Source organism: Dellaglioa sp. CoH-57-MRSF-16, assembly GCF_056782055.1.
In genome coordinates this window covers 332,440-350,889 of record NZ_JBXAXZ010000001.1, presented here as the reverse complement: position 1 = coordinate 350,889, position 18,450 = coordinate 332,440, and the positions used below count along the sequence as shown (strand labels likewise).

Below are 18,450 nucleotides of genomic sequence, written 5' to 3'. Positions count from 1 at the left end.
CTTCTTATTCCCTTAGTGACAGTTAATCTATTAATAATTCGTCTGTAATTTATGTGTCAAAATATAGAGATAAATACGTTGAAAATCAAGTAAAAAGTTTATTTTTTTAATTGATTTATTAAAAAAAGGTATTATCAGCAATGAATATTGCTAATAATACCTTTAAAATTTCACTTGATCGTGCTGTGTCCAAGTATCTAATCGAGCACTTTTGATCACTATTTCATAAATAATCTCATTTTCTATATCTTCTTCCAGTAATCCATCCATAAATCCTGGCACCTGTGCCCGATACAACTCTGCTAGATCTTCTAATTTATATTTTGACCTCTTAACACTTAACCTATTACTAGCAATAGTCATCCCTGTACTCGTTGGAATTGTATTAATAGCTGCTTTACCTAAATCCAATTCAGCAATTTTAGGCGTTTCCGGAGCTGAACCAAAATACCAAACATTTGATTTATCAGGTGAAACAATAAATCGCATCTGACGACTCGATGGCATCCCATCTGCAGTAGCAGTACTCAGGACCATTTGATTTGTTTCACCAATAAATCGTCTAAATTTATCTAACACATTATGTTCTTCCACTTCTGAAGGTGCCCCTTCATCAATAAATGCTAATACCTCATCAACTGTTTTTAACTTAGACTCATTTTGTAGGTAATACAATATTTGTGGGATATACGGTGAAATATCCCGATCTTTATAATAAAACTGTAACCATCTTTTTGAAGCAAGCAGTGGGCCCGCGTACGTTACTCTTAGTTTAGTTTTATACCAACTAATTAAATGTTTTAATGGCCAGTGTTTGAGCATTATTTGCCAAAAGTATGACGTAAATAGAAATAGAATTGCCGCTACCAGTACATTAACTTCTATAATACTGACAACTGACAACATTTTGAATGGCTCAAATGTCATATAAAGTCCTAATAGGATTCCGGTTGATAAAACCGTTAAAAACGTAACTAATCTTCGCTTAAATAATCTTAATTTATGTAACATCAAGCCCGAAATGTCACGTCTTTTCTTCATATTTCTTTCTCGTACAACCATCTCATCTAATAATCTTTTATCCTCTTTAGAAATCATCTTCATCCTCATCTCCAAAGTAATCAAATTGTTGCCTTAATTCAAATGTCCCAATATCGGCATAATCTTGTATGATAATTTTATTTTGACCCTCTCTATGATCTCGTGGCCCATATTTTAAATAGTACATTTCTTCAGCTAAGTCAGTGTGTTTCTTTAATAATTTTGAATCATAACTTTCTATATCATTTTTTAGACGATTATTCGAAAGAATTAAATTATAAATATGCAAAATTAAAAAGAACGCAATAAAAAACAAATAGTATTGTAGGAATGTATTTATAATCGTATCAAAAAGCTCAGTAAATAGTGTTTGATCAATTGGGATTGCCTTATCTTTAAATAAAATCAAGATAACCGTGATACTGATTGGTACTAAGCACGCAATCCAGCCAATTGTTATTAATACTAATTGTCTTAGTTTGAGACTTACATTTTTTTGACCAAAAAACCAATCAATCGTCAATGCGTCTTCATCTACTTCGTTCACAATATAGTCAGGCTTATTTTTTGTCATCATCGTCGCCTCCTAAATCTGTTGTAATACTATCCGAACGTTCAGGTGAATGCCATACGCCACCATCTTCACCCGTAATAATTTTACGCACTGTCGGAATTAACTCAGCTACCATTGTATACGTATTTACCATCCAGTAAATGAGGATATACCACGGCGCAAAAATAACGTATTTTAAAGATTTACCACTATCATTGAAAAATGACGCCATGATTAACTGAATCAAACCAATAATGACCTCTATTGAAATAAATATGCAGGCGAGCGCTAAGTTATTGCTCAACTGTAACCAATCACCATTTACAATACAGATAATTTGAATTGCTAAAAATGCAATCATACTTAACCAATAAAAGACTGACCAAATAACACTTAATCCATAATCAATAATAATAGGTACACTTGAAAATTGTTTAATCGGATGACGTAGAACGCGTAACGTCTTCGTTAGAAGTACATAAACGCCACCAGATGACCATCTATGTCTTTGTTTAATTAGTTCACCTAGCTTTTCAGGTACATCCATAAAGAAGCGAATATGCGGCGCAAAATAAGCCACCCAACCTAATGCCTGCATGTCCCAGGCAATTGCGATATCTTCTGTTGGCTGTTCAGCTTCCCAACCACCAACATCTAAAACGGCTGCTTTTCGATACATTGTATTTGCACCTGAGAAAGCAAATAAACCGCCATAAGATAATTGCGATCTCTTAATTAAGCCAATGATTGAATTTAATTCATTCTGTTGTGCTTCTGCTACAATTGTTGTTTTATTAATTGGTAACATATTCCCAGTGACAGCGCCTAAATTCTTGCCACCTTTTCTTTCAAAATATGACATATATTTCCATAAGGCATCAACTTCTGGTTTTGAATCCGCATCATTGGATAAAATAAATTCGCCTTTAGCAAATGCCAATGCAATATTGAATCCAGCTGCTTTTCCACGATTATTAATAATTGTGATCGTTCTTAAACGTGATTTGAACTCCTCTTGTAGCGTCTCCAAAATCTCACCGGTTTTATCTGTGGAACCATCATTAATTACAATAACTTCATATTTATCTAGAGGATAATTTAACTTAGTCTCTAGATGTCGAATTGTTGCTTCTATTGATTGTTCCTCATTATGAGCAGGTACAAAAATAGAAATGAATGGTTCTCCCTTCTCTAAATATTTAGGGAGCTCCTTCTTCTCCATAAATATTCTATAATAAAGGCTCGATACAATAAAGGCTAGGCCTCCAACGATTGGATACGATACAATCGTGTAAATGAGTACCTTCGTAATATCGTTTAGTACTGTTGCTGTCATATAATGACCCCCAAATAATTGTAGTTAAATAAATAGCTAAAATCCTTTACATACATTGACTTAACGCCCTTTTTAAACTATAACCTCTGTGATTTTAATAATCAAATAAAATATTCTAATACTGGATTACTTTGTCTGTCACTATTTTAAAAATTTAAAAGCTATGCTTTCTTTTTAAAAATGTTTCACATGAAACATTTTTAAGCGATTATTTTTAATTAATTTTCAATTTTATGCTAGTATCAGTATAATTATTAAATATTTATTATGGGGGATATTAATTATGAAACAATCACACTACGATACAATTATTATTGGTGCTGGACCTGGTGGTCTTTCTACTGCTTTTGATTTAAGTAAAAAGCAATCTGTTCTCATTATTGAAAATGATCTTTGGGGTGGTACTTGTCCTAATCGAGGTTGTGACCCAAAAAAAATGCTTTATTCTGCTGTTGAAACTAAACAACGCCAAGAAGCAATGCAAGGCTTCGGACTAACTGGCAGTTCTATCATTGATTGGCCTAAATTAATGGCTTTTAAATCAGCTTATACGGATAAAGTTCCAGCCAATACCCTAGCAGGTTTATCTGCAGCAAATATTAAAACTGTTCACGGATCTGCTAAGTTTATTTCAAAGTCAGAAATTAACGTTAATACTGAAACTTACACTGCCGATAATTTTGTAATTGCGACCGGTCAGTCACCTGTAGTCCCTGATATTCCAGGCAGTCATTTACTAAAAACAAGTACCGATTTTTTATCACTTGAAGAATTACCAGATAAAATAGCTTTTATTGGCGCTGGCTATGTTTCAATTGAGCTTGCTAATATAGCTGCTATTGCTGGCTCAGAAGTTCATATTATTCAACATAATAGTCAAATATTACGTGGATTTCCAATTGAATATACAACCCGTCTCATTGAGAATTTGAAAACTAATGGTGTCCATTTTCACTTTGACACTAATATTACAGAAATAACAGAAGGTCCTTTAGGCTTCCAGATGTTAGACGATAAGGGATTATCTTTAACTGTTGATTTGGCAATTTCAGCTATGGGCCGTCAACCTAACGTTAATACATTAAACCTACCTGCTACAGGTGCTGAATCAGATTCACATGGTATTATTGTGGATTCTCACTTAAAAACGAAAAATGATCGAATTTATGCCATTGGAGATATTGTTTCACGCAAACAACCTAAGTTAACACCTGTTTCAACATTTGAAGGTCATTACGTTGCAGACCAACTACTTAAAAAATCGAATAGTCCAATTGCTTACCCACCAATTCCAATGACTGTCTATGCCAGCCCACAACTATCTCAAGTTGGCATTACGATTGAACAAGCTAAAAATGAACCTGAACATTATGACATTAGAGTACAAGAGACAACTAACTGGTATTCCTTTAATCGAATTAAAGAATCTGAAGCATCTGTGACAACTATCTTTGATAAATCATCCAACTTACTTGTTGGTGCTGTCGCATACACCACAATTGCGGAAGAACTTATCAATTATCTAACACCATTAATTGCTAACAAAACATCAAAAACAGATGTTACTAAACTTATCTTAGCTTATCCGACTCCAGCAAGTGACCTAACCTATTATCTATAAAAAATACGATTAAAAAGGTATCTGCCTTTTTGTAAAAATCCCGCCATGATTATCAGATGAAATATATAATTTCATTCGACAATCATGGCGGGATTTTTTTGCCTAGAGTTAAGTACAGTGCATTTGATAAATTGACATTAATCAAGGAATTTACACTGGGAATCTATTAATAACTTTACAAGCAGATAAATCAATATACCCCATTAAATTTTATATAATTTCATCAGTCAACTCGATACGACTTAGTACATAGTACATTCTCTCAGAGATTCTATTTTTTAACTTAGTTGTTTTCTAGATTGAGCCTGAATCCATAAATTAAATAGTAAAACGATAATCAATAATATTGTCGCGATTACCATAATATTATGCAACCCTTCATACATAATCTGTCGCATTGCTGGTAATAATTTTTCAGGAAGACTTGAAACACGCTTCGAATCACTTAGCTTGTTTAACATCTCCATCGTAATTTTACCATGAGACTGATTAACTCCTTTTAACAACGCACTGTTAAGGATAACCCCATAAATTGATGACATAAATGTTTGGCTTAAAATACGTAATAAGTAGGCAAATGAAGTTGCGATTGGGACATCTCGACCCTCCGCATCCTCTTGAACACTCAGTTGTAGGACATTAAAACACATTCCTAAACCGAACCCTTCAAAAGCACCCATTAGTAATAAATACCAGAATGGGACTGTCACACCTACAACTAACATCCCAGCAAACGAAATAATAAAGCTAATGGTTCCGATTGTAATAATCCGGTATTTCCCCAATCGAGGAATCATTGATGGACCGGACAACGAACCAAATAAATTAGTCATTGCACCAGGAATTTGTGTTGCCCCACCAATCAATGCACTCATTCCAAGTATTCCTTGTGCCCACATTGGAATATAGATGTTAAATGAGATAAATGCTCCCCATAAAAAGGCAAATATGATAAAATCAACAATCAGTTTCTTATTTTTAAATAATCGATTGGGAATAATCGGATCAACGGCCCTATCCTCAACTCTATACAAAATACCGAGTAAGATAATTCCAGCAATAATTAACCCAACGACTAAATTAATTGACCCAACACCAATCATTTGAATACCTGTTAATAAGGTCACTAAGCTGACAATCATCATTCCAGCACCCAAGTAATCGATATTCCCCTTTTGACGTTTTTTAACTTCTTCTTTGAAGAAAAATTGGATTGAAATAATTGATATTAATGCTATTGGTACATTGATATAGAAGACCCAATGCCAACTAAACGTATCAACGATCCAGCCACCAACTAAAGGTCCAATAATTGATGCAATACTGTAACTAGCTGTTGCATAACCAATAACTTGTGAGCGTTTCTTAATATTTTTATAAATATCAGCATAAATAATAAACGGAATTGTATTCATCCCACCTGCACCAATACCCATAACTACTCTAGCAACTAAGAAAAAGACAATATTACTTGATGTTGCTTGAAAAACCGCACCGATTGCAAATAAAAAAGTTGCTAACTGATATGCACCACGGTTACCAATTCGTTCGCCTAATTTACTCCAAAGAGGTGTGGCAACTGCCATCCCCAACAAGAAAACTGCAACAATCCATCCCATATATTGGATACCATGCAAATCACTGACGATTGATGGTAATGCAGTATTAATAATCGTTCCATCAAGACCTGCCATTGCGTTAGATAACAGCAATGCAATAGTCACGATGATTAAATTCTTTTTATTCATAAATTCTCCCTCTTATACGACTAAATTTAAAATTACTTATTTTTATCATCCACCTTTAAGCAAGCTCTAGGTCAAGGGAAAATATGAAAATCTACTGATATCCTAAAATTACGTTACTTAAAGTATTGAAAGGTCCTTATTTATGATAGGGGCTCCCTGCATTAATCATAAATCCACGGTAAACTTGTTCAGTCAAAATCATCCGCATTAATTGATGCGGTAAGGTAAATTTACCAAACGAGATTTGTGTGTCGGCGCGTCTTAAAACGTCCTCGCTTAGTCCTAATGACCCCCCAATAACGAAGGTTATGTCTGAATGCCCATAAGTTCCAAGATCAGCAATCTCTTTAGCAAAATCTTCCGACGTACGTTCCTTACCTAAAATGGCTAAAGCATAAACATACTCTTTTTCTTTAATCTTACTAAGGATACGTTCGCCCTCTTTACCTTTAACATCAATCATTTCTGCTGAACTTAATTTTTCCGGTGCCTTTTCATCATTTACTTCAATAATTTCAAATTTACAAAACTTACTTAACCGTTTTGCATACTCTTCAATTCCTTGTTTGAGATATTTTTCTTTTAATTTACCTACACCAATAATCTTAATGTTCATAATTTCCACCTTTTTCACAAGTTATACACAAAGTTACGCACATATCCACAATTTGGACCACAACATATTGCGGGGAATATGTGTTCGTCACTACATTTATTTGTTGCCCATTTGTCAACACCATATTAGTTATGCACAGATTTTGCGTTATTTATCATTCCTTAATTATACGCTTTACACATTGGTATAACAGTCTTTTTTTATTTTAAAATATCAAATAAATAAAAGTTAGTCACAGGCCATTCAATTAATTGTGCATAACTATTTTGTTTAGAAAGTCCCTTCATACTGCCCTTTCCCTCTGTTACTCACACCCACCTTAATATCTATCCACTTAGTTATACACAATATCTATTTAAAATAAAAAAATAATCGTAAATTAAGTTATTTACGATTATTTCATATTTGTTTATTGAGCTGATGATGCTGATTTACTTGTTGAGCTTGTTCCTGTATTTGCATCTGTTGCTTCTAAGGTTAATTTGATATTAGCCTGTTTCAACTTACCATCATGATAGAATTCAACAGCCACTGTATCACCAATTTTATGTTCATATAAAACTTCTCGTAAGCTTGAGATATCAGTAACTTTCTTATCACCTAGCTTAACGATAACATCATATTTACCTATACCAGCATTTTTAGCAGGTGAATCACTATTTATTTTAACAGCAACAATCCCTGAAGAAACACTTTTTGGTAATTTTAAGACACTCTTTTGATCACTTGCTGAGACGTAATCTAAATCGATTAATGAAATACCAATTGCAGGACGTTTAACTTTTCCATTATCAACTAATTGATTAATGATTGATACAACCTCATTACTTGGAATAGCAAATCCCATTCCTTCGACAGAAGTTGATGATGAACTAGAACTAGTAGAGCCTGTTGCTGTACTTGCTAGTTTCATCGAATTAATACCGATAACTTGGCCAGAAGTATTAATTAAAGCCCCACCTGAGTTTCCAGGATTAATGGCAGCGTCAGTTTGAATAACTGTTGCTTGGCCCGTTTTAACACCCGAATCATTGGTAACATCAATCGTACGTTTCTTAGCTGATATGATTCCTTGCGTTAATGATGTCGCATAATCAGATCCAAGTGGAGAACCGATAGCCAATGCTGTTTCACCAACAGTGATACTATCAGAATCACCAAATGTGGCGATTTGAGTCACATCTTTAGCTGATATTTTTAAAACAGCTAAATCAGTAATTGAATCTTTACCAACAATTTTGGCACTTAATTTTTTACCATTACTCAATAAAACTTCAACTTTACTTGCACCAGAGATAACATGATTATTAGTTACGACATAAGCACTACCATCTGATTTTTTATAAATGACACCAGAACCTTCACTTGATGCTGTTTCTGTTGTCGCAGAGGAATCGCCTGCTGCACCAAACATATCCGTTAAGCTGTTACTTGAACCACTTGACTTTGTATATGAAATAACTGAAACAACCGCATTTTTAACTTTAGCAAATGCTTTTGATGATTCATTACTTGATTTAACACTTACATTTGTTACTTTAGTTGTACCTGATTTATTTGAGGATGTTGTAACTGCGCCATTATCACTATCATTATTTTGGTAAAATGTATATCCACCAAATGCAATTCCGCCACCAACTAATCCTGCAATAAGCGCTGTAACAACTGTTTTACCTAAGCCTGTTCTATTTTCATTTGACATTTTTATATACGCGACACATTTGTCGCTGCCCCCTTAAACGTAATCTTTTACTCTTTTAAGAATAACGGTTAATTGTGAACTATTTATGAATAAATTTTGAAAAAATTGTTCTTATAAAACAACCAGCTTTGTAGCATTTTCCGGATCTGTATCGAAAATGTTAAAATCACCACCAACTGCTAAATCATGTTCTTTCATCGTTGATTCAACCGTTAGATGGGCTAATTCTTTCATATTATTATCCTTACTAAGATGGCCTAAAAAAATTCGTTTTGTCCGATTACCCATAACATTCATAAGTGCATCAGCACCATCCTCATTTGATAAATGACCTTTATCACCTAAAATGCGCTGTTTTAATGACCATGGATAGCCGCCCATCCGTAACATTTCAATATCATGGTTACACTCAAACAAGTAAGCATCTGCATCGGAAATTGTCCCTTGAACGTTCTCTGAGACATAACCTGTATCCGTTAAAATAACAAATGACTTATTGTTATGATGAAATTGGTAGAATTGCGGTGCCGCTGCATCATGAGAGACACCAAAACTCTCAACATCTAAGTCGTCGAATGTAATTACTTTCCCCATCTCAAAAATTTGCTTCTTCTCAACGGGAATTTTACCAATCGTATGAGCCATGGCTTCCCATGTTAATTCATTTGCATAAACGTTCATGTCATACTTACGGGCTAAAATACCAGCAGCCTTTGCATGATCCGTATGTTCATGTGTTACAAATAACGTGTCGACATCGTTAATATCTCGACCAATATCTGTCATTAGGCTCGCAATTTTTTTACCACTTAAACCAGCATCTACAAGGACCTTGTGCTTAGGCGTTTCAATATACGTGACATTTCCCGCACTACCGCTTGCAAGAACACTAATCTTCATATCGTCTGTTCCTTCATCCATTACTTGCCTGCGCCTCTATCCTTTTAATCTTCATTTAATTTAAAATATCAGTGCTATCCTTCATAATCGCTCCTGAAAATGAATTAACTTGCTTGTATTGTGTCACACCATTACTTGGATTCTTAACAGCTACTATCCAAACTGGAATATAGACGCTATATTTTTTATCCAAACTGAGCAACTCAGCATATCCTAACTTAGACCATTTAACCTTACTTTTACTTGCAAATTGATTATATTGATACAATATCAGTATTGCTTGTTGTTGACTAATAATTGACTCATTTTCACGTAATTTTTCTGTATTTGCCATATACGTTTGTGAATAGCCACTAATTTTATTATTTTGAATTGTAAATTTAATTAGTCCAACATTTGAGTAAACCATTTTATCGTAAACAACCTGCGAATACACGACACTTGTCTCTGTTGAAAGACTACTGTTATAGCGATAATTATCTCCATGTAGAATTAAAGTATTATCACTCATAATTGTCTTATCAATTGTTTTATTTGGACTTTCACTATCTGTGATATTAATTGGTGTCCCAAAAATACTAGATAATTTATTGTCTTTATATGTTGTAACTTGGGATTGCAGCTGTTTAGCATCATTCTTTAATACATCAGATGCTTTATTAGACATATATACACCAGTCTCTTTTTTATTTGAGATACTGCCGTATTTAATGTCATCTTCTCGCATCTCTTTAAGCGTTGTACCGGTTTTTGTTGTCCCAGGTGATGATCGACTCGAAATTTCAATTTGTTGATTTTGTCGTAATGAGGTGAATAAAAAGATATTTAAACCAAGAAAAACAATAATAAAAATAATTTGAATTCGTCTAAAATCCAATTAATTCACCTCCCTAATCTGTTTGTAGTAATTCAGTATAACTTTTCCATTTATCTTGATATCGGATATACCAAGTGGGTTCTAGGTTGACTACCAAATCTGAATCAGAACTTGATACCCAACGATAACCTAATTGAATATCTGAAATATCCGCATCTTTATACCCTGCCGTAACCAAGCTACTTAACACTTCTTCTGTACTTGGTAACGTAACATCTGCTTTTCCAGATGGAACAGCAATTTGTAACGTCAATAATGAAAAATCAATTTTATTTCCACCATTATCTAGTCGCTCAACTTCAATCACACCGTGTTTGGTTTGATTAAAAATCGGAAATCCTTCAATATAACTTCTGAATGTTGTTGTCATAGACTTACCATTAAATTGGTAGAAGTGAATATTATCTAATCCGATACCTGTATTTTTAATACTCGTATAACTTTCAGTTAAAGCATTACCACGACTCGTTTTTTGTTTCGCATCTGAATTTTCATCATCTTCATATGAAACCAAATTTGTCGTATTTTGAACCGTTAATTGTCGATCAGAACCATCATAGTAAGTTATTGTCTTTTTACTTTCTTTAACGTTGACCGATGAACCATCTTTTTGTCCTAATAGATTAGCAACATACTTACTAGCCGTTTGCTTATCCACTAAATACCTAAAACGAGCTATATTAAAATCTTGATTATAATACATAAAAATATCATTATTATGCAGTTTAAATGTAACTGATAATTTCGATAACGTTTCATTTTGTACAACATCATCAATTGTTTTACCTTTATTATAGGCATCATTTAACGAAATCTCATAAATTTTTTTATCCTTGTCACTCAACAGATAAATACTTTTCTTATTATCACGCGGAATAAGAACACGGTTAATAAGTCGTGTTTTATAATTTTGATTTTGCTGATTAAATACTTGATTAAATAACCCAACCGTAATTTCATCTGAGTAACTAAGAACCAATTGATTTTTTGCATTTAAAAACGTTAAATAATCATTTTTATTTTTAATCGGAACTTCTGATATAGACGTTTCTTTCCAAGTACGTATCTTTTTTTGAATATTTGAAATGATATTAATTTTTTCACTATATAAAACATTTTGTTGCTGATTATCATTATAAATAACAGACGTTGGTGCATATACTTCGCTCAATTTAGTACTCTTTGTTAACTCTGTCTGCGTTGAATTTGTAGCTTTCGTCGATTCACTTTTACCATTCCATGTCGGATTTGTCCAAATGACCCATGATAAACCGATACTTGTCATAATTAATAAAAATAATAGTGTTGGTAAAATAAATCTATTCAATTTCATCCCACAGGTCCTCCTCATATGATTCATAAGGCAATGAAATATAGAATGTTGAACCCTTGCCTTCCGAGCTATCTAACCAAATTTTACCTTTATGCATTTCGACAACCTCTTTTGAGATAGCTAGGCCTAATCCAGTTCCACCTTGAGCTCTCGATCTAGCTTTATCCACACGGAAAAAGCGATCAAAAATATGCGCTAAATCTTTTTTAGGTACACCAAGGCCCTCATCAGAGATACTCAAAATAACGTGCTTATGTGTCTCCAATAAACGACAAGTTATTTCTCCACCATCAGGTGAATATTTAATGGCATTATTCATAATATTATCAATGACTTGCACAATTTTATCAGTATCTAATTCAACCCATAAATCACGTTTAGTAAAATCACGTTTAATCGAATACTTTTTGCCTGACCCATCGTCAGCATTAATCATCATATCGAATCTATCCAGAACATAACTATACAGTTCATTCAAGTTAACTAATTCAAGTTCTAACTTAGATGTTCCTGAATCCATTCGTGACAAATTTAGTAAGTCATTAATCATACGCATCATACGTTCTGTTTCATTCTGTGTAACTTTCAAGAAACCTGGTGCAACTTCTGGATCTTTCCATGCACCATCGTTTAATGCCTCAATATAACTCTTCATACTCGTCAAAGGCGTTCTTAATTCATGAGAAACATTAGAAACAAAGCTTTCACGTTCACGTTCTATCTTTTGTTGTTCTGTGACATCATGAAGTACACAGACAAGACCACTAATAAAGCCAGATTCTCTTTGTATTAATGAAAAATAAGCATTCAAAATTTGTTCATGTTCTACATCAGATAAATCAATCATAATTTCATCTTGATTTTCTAACAAATCACGTAAAGTATACTGACTACGTAAATCAAGAATATCCAAAATTGATACTCCTATTGAGTCATTTTCATTTTGATCTAATAAGGTAGAGGCCGCTTCATTCATAATGATAATATTTCCGCGACGATCCGTCGCAATTACACCATCTGTCATGTGCGATAGAACACTATCTAAACGACGACGTTCAGCTTCAGATGATTCTTGTGCCTCTTCAACACGAACAGATAAGTTATTAACCGCATCTGCTAATTGTCCTAGTTCATCATTAGAATAGACACGAACTTTTCCGGAGTAATCTCCGCGAGAAATTCGAATCGTTTGCTTTTTCATCTCATCAATCGGACGAGTTATTGCCCGGGAAATAACTATCGTTATCAAAAGGACTAAAACAGCTGCAAAAAATGACGCGGTCACGAAAATAACCGTGATATCGTTAATATTTGAGTATAAGCTTTCCAGATTGGCCTTAACGTATGTAACCCCAACTGTCGTTGTTACATTTCCTGCTGTACTAACTAGTGGCACAATTGAAACATAGTAGCGCTTATCGCTAGATTCATCATAAATCTTCTTTTCAAATGTTTTAGGTGTATATAACACTTGCTTAATTGTTGCATCTGTCGTTTTTTGTCCCACAACAGTTTGATTATTAAAATCACTACTCCCGCGAATTGTGCCCTTACTATCAATCACTCGAATTTCTGTGATACTTGAATTACTAACATCTTCCAATATTTTTTTGATATCTCTATCACCAGCAGCTGTATCTGTTTTTGCTAAATCCTTCGTAATCGAATTAGTAACATATATAGGTAACTGGACTTGTTGCTTAAAGGTATCTAAGTTTTGCTGTTCTAATTGCCTAACAAAATAAGCCCCGACAATTTCCAACGTTATTAAAATTAATAACGCAAAAATGAGGGCTATTTTAAATTGAATAGATTTAAAAAAACGAATTTTTTGATTCATTTTCATCGTTATTCCCCTACTCTATTCTAAATCTGGATTTTTCATATAGTATCCAACACCACGACGTGTTACCAACCACTCTGGATGGCTTGGATTATCTTCAACTTTTTCTCTTAAACGACGCATTGTAACATCAACCGTTCTGACATCACCGAAGTAATCATAACCCCATACCGTCTGTAGTAAATGTTCTCTAGTCATAACTTGTCCTAGATGTTGTGCTAAATAATGTAATAATTCAAATTCACGATGTGTTAATTCAATTTTTTCATCATATTTTGAAACCATATATGCTTCAGGATGAATGGTTAATTGTCCAACTTGTATTTCACTATTTTGTGGTTGTTCTTCTGTTTGAACACTCTCAATTGTTTTTTGTCTTCTTAAATTAGCTTTAACTCTGGCCACTAGTTCACGGTTAGAGAAAGGTTTTGTTACATAATCATCTGCACCTAATTCTAGACCTAAGACCTTATCGATTTCTCCATCTTTAGCTGTAACCATAATGATTGGCATATCGTAAGTTTTTCTAACTTGACGAGCAACTTCTAAACCATCCACTTTTGGTAACATTAAATCTAATAAAATTAAATCCGGTTCAACTTCTTTAACTTTTTCTAAGGCTTCTTCACCATCGTAAGCTGTATAAACGTCGTATCCTTCTTTAGTTAAATTAAATTTAACGATATCAGAAATTGGTTTTTCATCGTCGACAACTAATATTTTTTTCATATGTGGATCCTCCTTATAGGAAGCTGTAAAATTAAATCTAGATACAACTTCTTAACCCTCCATTATTATAGCCTATTCAATCATCATTGCCAAACACAGTGATTAAATTTACCCAAATCCTTTTTCGAAAAGTTATTGTCTTTTATTAGTATATATGATAATATATTTAACGTTGATGAATTATTATTAATGGTTTGGGTGGTTAGCTCAGTTGGTAGAGCAACGGACTCTTAATCCGTGGGTCTAGGGTTCGAGCCCCTAACCACCCATGGGTGCCAAACCCAACATATCGCAAGATATGTTGAAGCATCTAGCTGCGGCTAGGTGCTTTTTTTGTGTTCTCATTTACTTATTGATGTTTCACGTGAAACAAAAAAAGAGAAACCCTATCGGATTTCTCTTAACTAGATTTAAATCTTATTATTTGTTCAACGCTATTTAACCCGGTCATCATCTTTATTTACTACCTGAGAGGTCGTTTTTTTAACGGCATCTACCCCATCTGTTGTTTTTTCTTTAATAGTACTACCTGCATCAGATACACGATCTTGTAAACTTGTTTGTGAATCATCAAATTCTTTTGGTGTTTGAATGTCTACTACTTCAACATTCAACTCAATTAAAGCTAAATCTGTTGTTTCCTTTACTTGTTTATTAATAACTTCCGTTAACTGTTTATAAATATCATGTGCATTGTGCCCATATGCCATAATAATATTTAAATCAACCGCAACTTGTTCCTTGCCAACCTCAACGCCGATGCCATCTGTTGGATTATCACTATTTACAAGTTTATTTTTAATATTTGCGACAAATCCACCATCCACACCCAAGAGACCAGATACATTTTCAATTGCATAACCGACTATTTTTTGAATAACCTTGTCATCAAATGTCAATGTCCCCTTTGGTTCAGTCTTTGTTCCCTGCGTATTTGTTTTTTCTGTAGTCATAATTAAGACTCCTTTCGATTTTTAAAATAATCAATTTTTCCGCGTGAAAATTTTTGAAATAAATGACAGATCAATATCATATTCTTTAAATAGATAACCAATCCATCCTGCTAACAGTGTCACAATCATAATGATAATCGTCTTCCAAAATCCTACAGTTACAAGTAACGAGGATATGATAAATCCTAGAGCACTACCAACTCCAATATTAATTGACATTTTATCTTTCATTTATGCACACTCCCTCTTAAACTACCCGTGTAACTTTACGTTTTGAATTTGATTTTTTACTTACCTTAATATCTACTTTGATAGGAATATGACTAGATCCAGCTAATAGATCATTGAGATTCTCAGTTAATTCACTCGTAATACGAGGTAATTGTCCAACTGTAGACTGTTGGTAAACTGAATCTGCAACAATATGGATCTTTCGCTGACGTCGTGTATTCTTCAACGTAACTTTAATATTAGATAAGTCTTCACTAGACAACTTTGTCTTGATAAATTGGCTAATACCCTGGTTACTTAAAGCAAGTCTTCCTTCTTTAGTTTGCTTCAAAGGAATATCTGGTAGTTGCGCAGGCCACAAAAGTATTAACAAAAATATGAAGACTGTTAATAGCAATAACACAATCCCATAATAGAAGATAAAATCGTTACTCTGAAAATTTGTACTAACGTTAAAATGTTCAAGCATTTTAGTTATTTTCTCAATTATTTCTGGCCAAATCAGCAAGCTAAGCCCAATCAAGTATCCGAGGCTGACTATACTCAGAATAATTTTTTTACTCTTCTTCATAAACATACCTCTCTCTTGACTTGATTTACTTCCTTGCTTTTATACCAAATATAGCTGAAACAATTAAAACTAAAATTATCGCACCAATGATAGAAGGGATAATTGCCATTCCTGCCAAGCTAGGTCCCCAATGACCAAGGACACTTTGACCAAGAGCTGACCCAACTAGTCCAGCGATGATGTTACTTATCCATCCCATCGACTCACCGCGATTAGTAATCGCCCCTGCAACAGCACCAATAATAGCACCTACAATTAATGACCAAATCATAATATGTTCCTCCTTTGTTTATATTAAATAGTTATTTATTATATTAACTATTCGTTATATGTAATATACCATTATTTGAAATCGCTTGCAAATGAAACGATTTTATTACGCTCAATCTATGAAACTTAATGAATCTCTTTCCCAGGTACTTAAACTTATATACACCAAAAAATAAAGATAAATAACTATCTTTGTTTTCCTCGTTGCTTAATTAATCACATAAAGTTAAACAAAATAAGATCTATGAATATCTGAGTGAATAAGATGAACTGATAGGTACTATACTCACAAGATAAGCCTATTATTTATCTAACTTCGGCTAATAAAAAGAAATAAAAAAAACTCGCACTGCTTATTGTAAGCAGTGCGAGAACCCAATGAAATTACTATTTCTTTTTACGTTTGTCCATAACTTCATCTATTTTTTCTGCAACATCATCTTTGACATCTTCTAATTTATCTTTCGCTTTACCAAGGAAACCTTCCGCTTTACCTTTAACTTCTTCTTGCTTGTCTCCTGTCAATTTACCTTTAGTTTCTGTTACTTTACCCTTAATTTGATCTTTCTTTGCATCTAATCTATCTTCATTTGTCATCATGTTTCCTCCTCATAATATATTTGTCTACATACCGATAGTAACATCCAAAGAAAGCGTATGCAACATATTCGACTTATCAAATATATAAGTTATATAAATTTTTAAGCTCTAATTAATTAAGGTTATTTATCTACTTAGTTATTGATTAAATAAAAAAAAATCAAAGTATTAACTTTGACTTTTCTCACATTACTATCAACCTATTACTTATTTATGCCCAAACATCATCTAAAACATTTGTTTGATCACGATCGGGTCCAACTGAGAATGTTGAAATTTTAACATCAACGATTTCTTCAATACGTCTAATATAATTTCTAGCATTTTCAGGTAATTCTGCAAGAGTTTTCATTTGAGTAATATCTTCAGTCCAACCAGGTAATGTTTCATATACTGGTTTACATTGAGATAATTCTTTAAAACTAGCTGGATAACGATGAATAATTTCACCATTTAATTCGTATGCTGTACAAATTTTAACTTCTTTTAATCCAGTTAAAACATCAATACTGTTTAAACATAAGTTAGTCAATCCTGAAACACGTTTGGAATGATTCATAACAACACTATCAAACCAGCCAATACGACGTGGACGTTTTGTTGTTACACCATATTCATGTCCAACTTCACGGATAGTATCACCGATTTCATCTAATAGTTCAGTTGGAAAAGGACCATCCCCTACACGTGATGTATAGGCTTTGCAGACACCAACAACTGTATTTATTTGAGCAGGTCCAACACCAACACCGACTGTTGCGCCACCTGCAATTGGATTTGAAGAAGTTACAAATGGGTACGTTCCATGATCAATATCTAACATAACACCTTGTGCACCTTCAAATAAGACTTTCTTACCAGAATCTAGTGCATCATTAATAATAACTGACGTGTCCATTACGTATCGTTTCAAACGTTGGCCATAGGCAAAATATTCTTCAAAAATATCATCAAATTCAAGTGGTTCATGATCATATAATTTTGTAAATTCACGATTTTTTTGTTCTAAATTATTTTTTAATTTTGCTGAGAAAGTTTCTTTTTCCATTAAATCAGCAATTCTAATACCAATTCTAGCAGCTTTATCCATATAAGCTGGTCCAATACCTTTATTAGTCGTCCCAATCTTATCTTCTTTTTTAGCAGCTTCTTGTAAGCCATCAAGTAGAATATGGTATGGCAAAATAACATGAGCGCGGTCAGAAATACGTAAATTATCTCCTTTAACGCCGAGTTTTTGTAGATAATCAAGTTCTTCACATAAAGCTTTAGGATTCACAACAACCCCATTACCAATGATACTTAATTTATCTTGAAAGAAAATACCTGATGGAATCAAATGTAATTTGTAAGTGTTGCCTTCAAATACAATTGTGTGTCCGGCGTTATCGCCACCTTGATACCGTGCAATAACATCGGCATTTTGACTTAAGAAATCTGTAATTTTACCTTTTCCTTCATCGCCCCATTGGCTACCTACTACAACTACTGATGACATATTTTCATCCACCTCATAATTTATATTT

18 protein-coding genes and 1 tRNA gene are annotated in these 18,450 nt (G+C 33.5%); 2 read left to right on the top strand and 17 right to left on the bottom strand.

The features are described 5' to 3' along the window. Positions 1–162: 162 nt before the first annotated feature. Genes AC1RPH_RS01615 through AC1RPH_RS01605 form a run of 3 tightly spaced genes read right to left on the bottom strand, consistent with a single transcriptional unit; the run spans position 163 to position 2,930 of the window. Complete coding sequence (locus AC1RPH_RS01615) at positions 163–1,098, bottom strand: pyridoxamine 5'-phosphate oxidase family protein (protein ID WP_481761100.1); 936 nt, start codon at positions 1,096–1,098, stop codon at positions 163–165. Next, positions 1,088–1,615: a hypothetical protein gene (locus tag AC1RPH_RS01610; protein WP_481761099.1), complete on the bottom strand. Its 528-nt coding sequence runs from the start codon at positions 1,613–1,615 to the stop codon at positions 1,088–1,090. Before AC1RPH_RS01610 ends, AC1RPH_RS01615 begins: the two co-directional genes overlap by 11 nt. Next, on the bottom strand, positions 1,602–2,930 hold the full coding sequence (locus tag AC1RPH_RS01605) for a glycosyltransferase family 2 protein (protein WP_409021868.1): 1,329 nt from the start codon (positions 2,928–2,930) through the stop codon (positions 1,602–1,604). The genes AC1RPH_RS01610 and AC1RPH_RS01605 overlap by 14 nt, the downstream gene beginning before the upstream one ends. A gap of 283 nt (positions 2,931–3,213) precedes the next feature. Between AC1RPH_RS01605 and AC1RPH_RS01600 the strand changes: the two genes are divergently transcribed. Then, positions 3,214–4,551, top strand: a complete 1,338-nt coding sequence (locus AC1RPH_RS01600) for a dihydrolipoyl dehydrogenase family protein (protein WP_481761098.1) — start codon at positions 3,214–3,216, stop codon at positions 4,549–4,551. 278 nt (positions 4,552–4,829) lie between these two features. Here AC1RPH_RS01600 and AC1RPH_RS01595 read toward each other — a convergent pair whose 3' ends face one another. The 8 genes from AC1RPH_RS01595 to yycF all read right to left on the bottom strand — a co-directional run bounded on the left by AC1RPH_RS01595 (position 4,830) and on the right by yycF (position 14,299). Continuing rightward, the gene (locus AC1RPH_RS01595) at positions 4,830–6,299 is read right to left on the bottom strand and encodes an MFS transporter (protein WP_409021866.1); all 1,470 of its coding nucleotides are present in this window, start codon (positions 6,297–6,299) and stop codon (positions 4,830–4,832) included. A 136-nt stretch (positions 6,300–6,435) separates the two neighbouring features. Further along, positions 6,436–6,915, bottom strand: coding sequence for a 23S rRNA (pseudouridine(1915)-N(3))-methyltransferase RlmH (rlmH, locus tag AC1RPH_RS01590; protein ID WP_481761097.1), 480 nt, complete (start codon positions 6,913–6,915; stop codon positions 6,436–6,438). A gap of 409 nt (positions 6,916–7,324) precedes the next feature. After that, positions 7,325–8,617, bottom strand: a complete 1,293-nt coding sequence (locus tag AC1RPH_RS01585; protein ID WP_481761096.1) for a S1C family serine protease — start codon at positions 8,615–8,617, stop codon at positions 7,325–7,327. Positions 8,618–8,728: 111 nt separating this feature from the next. Then, the gene (locus AC1RPH_RS01580; protein ID WP_481761095.1) at positions 8,729–9,538 is read right to left on the bottom strand and encodes an MBL fold metallo-hydrolase; all 810 of its coding nucleotides are present in this window, start codon (positions 9,536–9,538) and stop codon (positions 8,729–8,731) included. Positions 9,539–9,572: 34 nt separating this feature from the next. Beyond that, positions 9,573–10,394: a two-component system regulatory protein YycI gene (locus AC1RPH_RS01575; RefSeq protein ID WP_481761094.1), complete on the bottom strand. Its 822-nt coding sequence runs from the start codon at positions 10,392–10,394 to the stop codon at positions 9,573–9,575. 13 nt (positions 10,395–10,407) lie between these two features. Then, positions 10,408–11,727, bottom strand: coding sequence for a YycH family regulatory protein (locus AC1RPH_RS01570; protein WP_481761093.1), 1,320 nt, complete (start codon positions 11,725–11,727; stop codon positions 10,408–10,410). Next, positions 11,714–13,567: a cell wall metabolism sensor histidine kinase WalK gene (walK, locus tag AC1RPH_RS01565; RefSeq protein ID WP_481761148.1), complete on the bottom strand. Its 1,854-nt coding sequence runs from the start codon at positions 13,565–13,567 to the stop codon at positions 11,714–11,716. The genes AC1RPH_RS01570 and walK overlap by 14 nt, the downstream gene beginning before the upstream one ends. Before the next feature lie 21 nt (positions 13,568–13,588). Further along, positions 13,589–14,299: a response regulator YycF gene (gene yycF, locus AC1RPH_RS01560; protein ID WP_409021860.1), complete on the bottom strand. Its 711-nt coding sequence runs from the start codon at positions 14,297–14,299 to the stop codon at positions 13,589–13,591. Positions 14,300–14,495: 196 nt separating this feature from the next. Between yycF and AC1RPH_RS01555 the strand changes: the two genes are divergently transcribed. After that, positions 14,496–14,568: transfer RNA gene (locus AC1RPH_RS01555), tRNA-Lys, on the top strand. A gap of 165 nt (positions 14,569–14,733) precedes the next feature. Here the strand turns inward: AC1RPH_RS01555 and AC1RPH_RS01550 are convergent. The 6 genes from AC1RPH_RS01550 to AC1RPH_RS01525 all read right to left on the bottom strand — a co-directional run bounded on the left by AC1RPH_RS01550 (position 14,734) and on the right by AC1RPH_RS01525 (position 18,422). Then, positions 14,734–15,252: an Asp23/Gls24 family envelope stress response protein gene (locus AC1RPH_RS01550; RefSeq protein WP_481761092.1), complete on the bottom strand. Its 519-nt coding sequence runs from the start codon at positions 15,250–15,252 to the stop codon at positions 14,734–14,736. A gap of 30 nt (positions 15,253–15,282) precedes the next feature. Next, positions 15,283–15,483 (bottom strand): DUF2273 domain-containing protein, encoded by a 201-nt coding sequence (locus tag AC1RPH_RS01545; RefSeq protein WP_409021858.1) that lies wholly within the window; start codon positions 15,481–15,483, stop codon positions 15,283–15,285. A gap of 16 nt (positions 15,484–15,499) precedes the next feature. After that, positions 15,500–16,054, bottom strand: coding sequence for an alkaline shock response membrane anchor protein AmaP (gene amaP, locus AC1RPH_RS01540; RefSeq protein ID WP_481761091.1), 555 nt, complete (start codon positions 16,052–16,054; stop codon positions 15,500–15,502). Positions 16,055–16,079: 25 nt separating this feature from the next. Next, complete coding sequence (locus AC1RPH_RS01535; RefSeq protein WP_409021856.1) at positions 16,080–16,325, bottom strand: GlsB/YeaQ/YmgE family stress response membrane protein; 246 nt, start codon at positions 16,323–16,325, stop codon at positions 16,080–16,082. A gap of 386 nt (positions 16,326–16,711) precedes the next feature. Beyond that, positions 16,712–16,921, bottom strand: a complete 210-nt coding sequence (locus tag AC1RPH_RS01530) for a CsbD family protein (protein ID WP_409022828.1) — start codon at positions 16,919–16,921, stop codon at positions 16,712–16,714. 214 nt (positions 16,922–17,135) lie between these two features. Then, positions 17,136–18,422 (bottom strand): adenylosuccinate synthase, encoded by a 1,287-nt coding sequence (locus AC1RPH_RS01525; protein WP_481761090.1) that lies wholly within the window; start codon positions 18,420–18,422, stop codon positions 17,136–17,138. Positions 18,423–18,450: the final 28 nt, after the last annotated feature.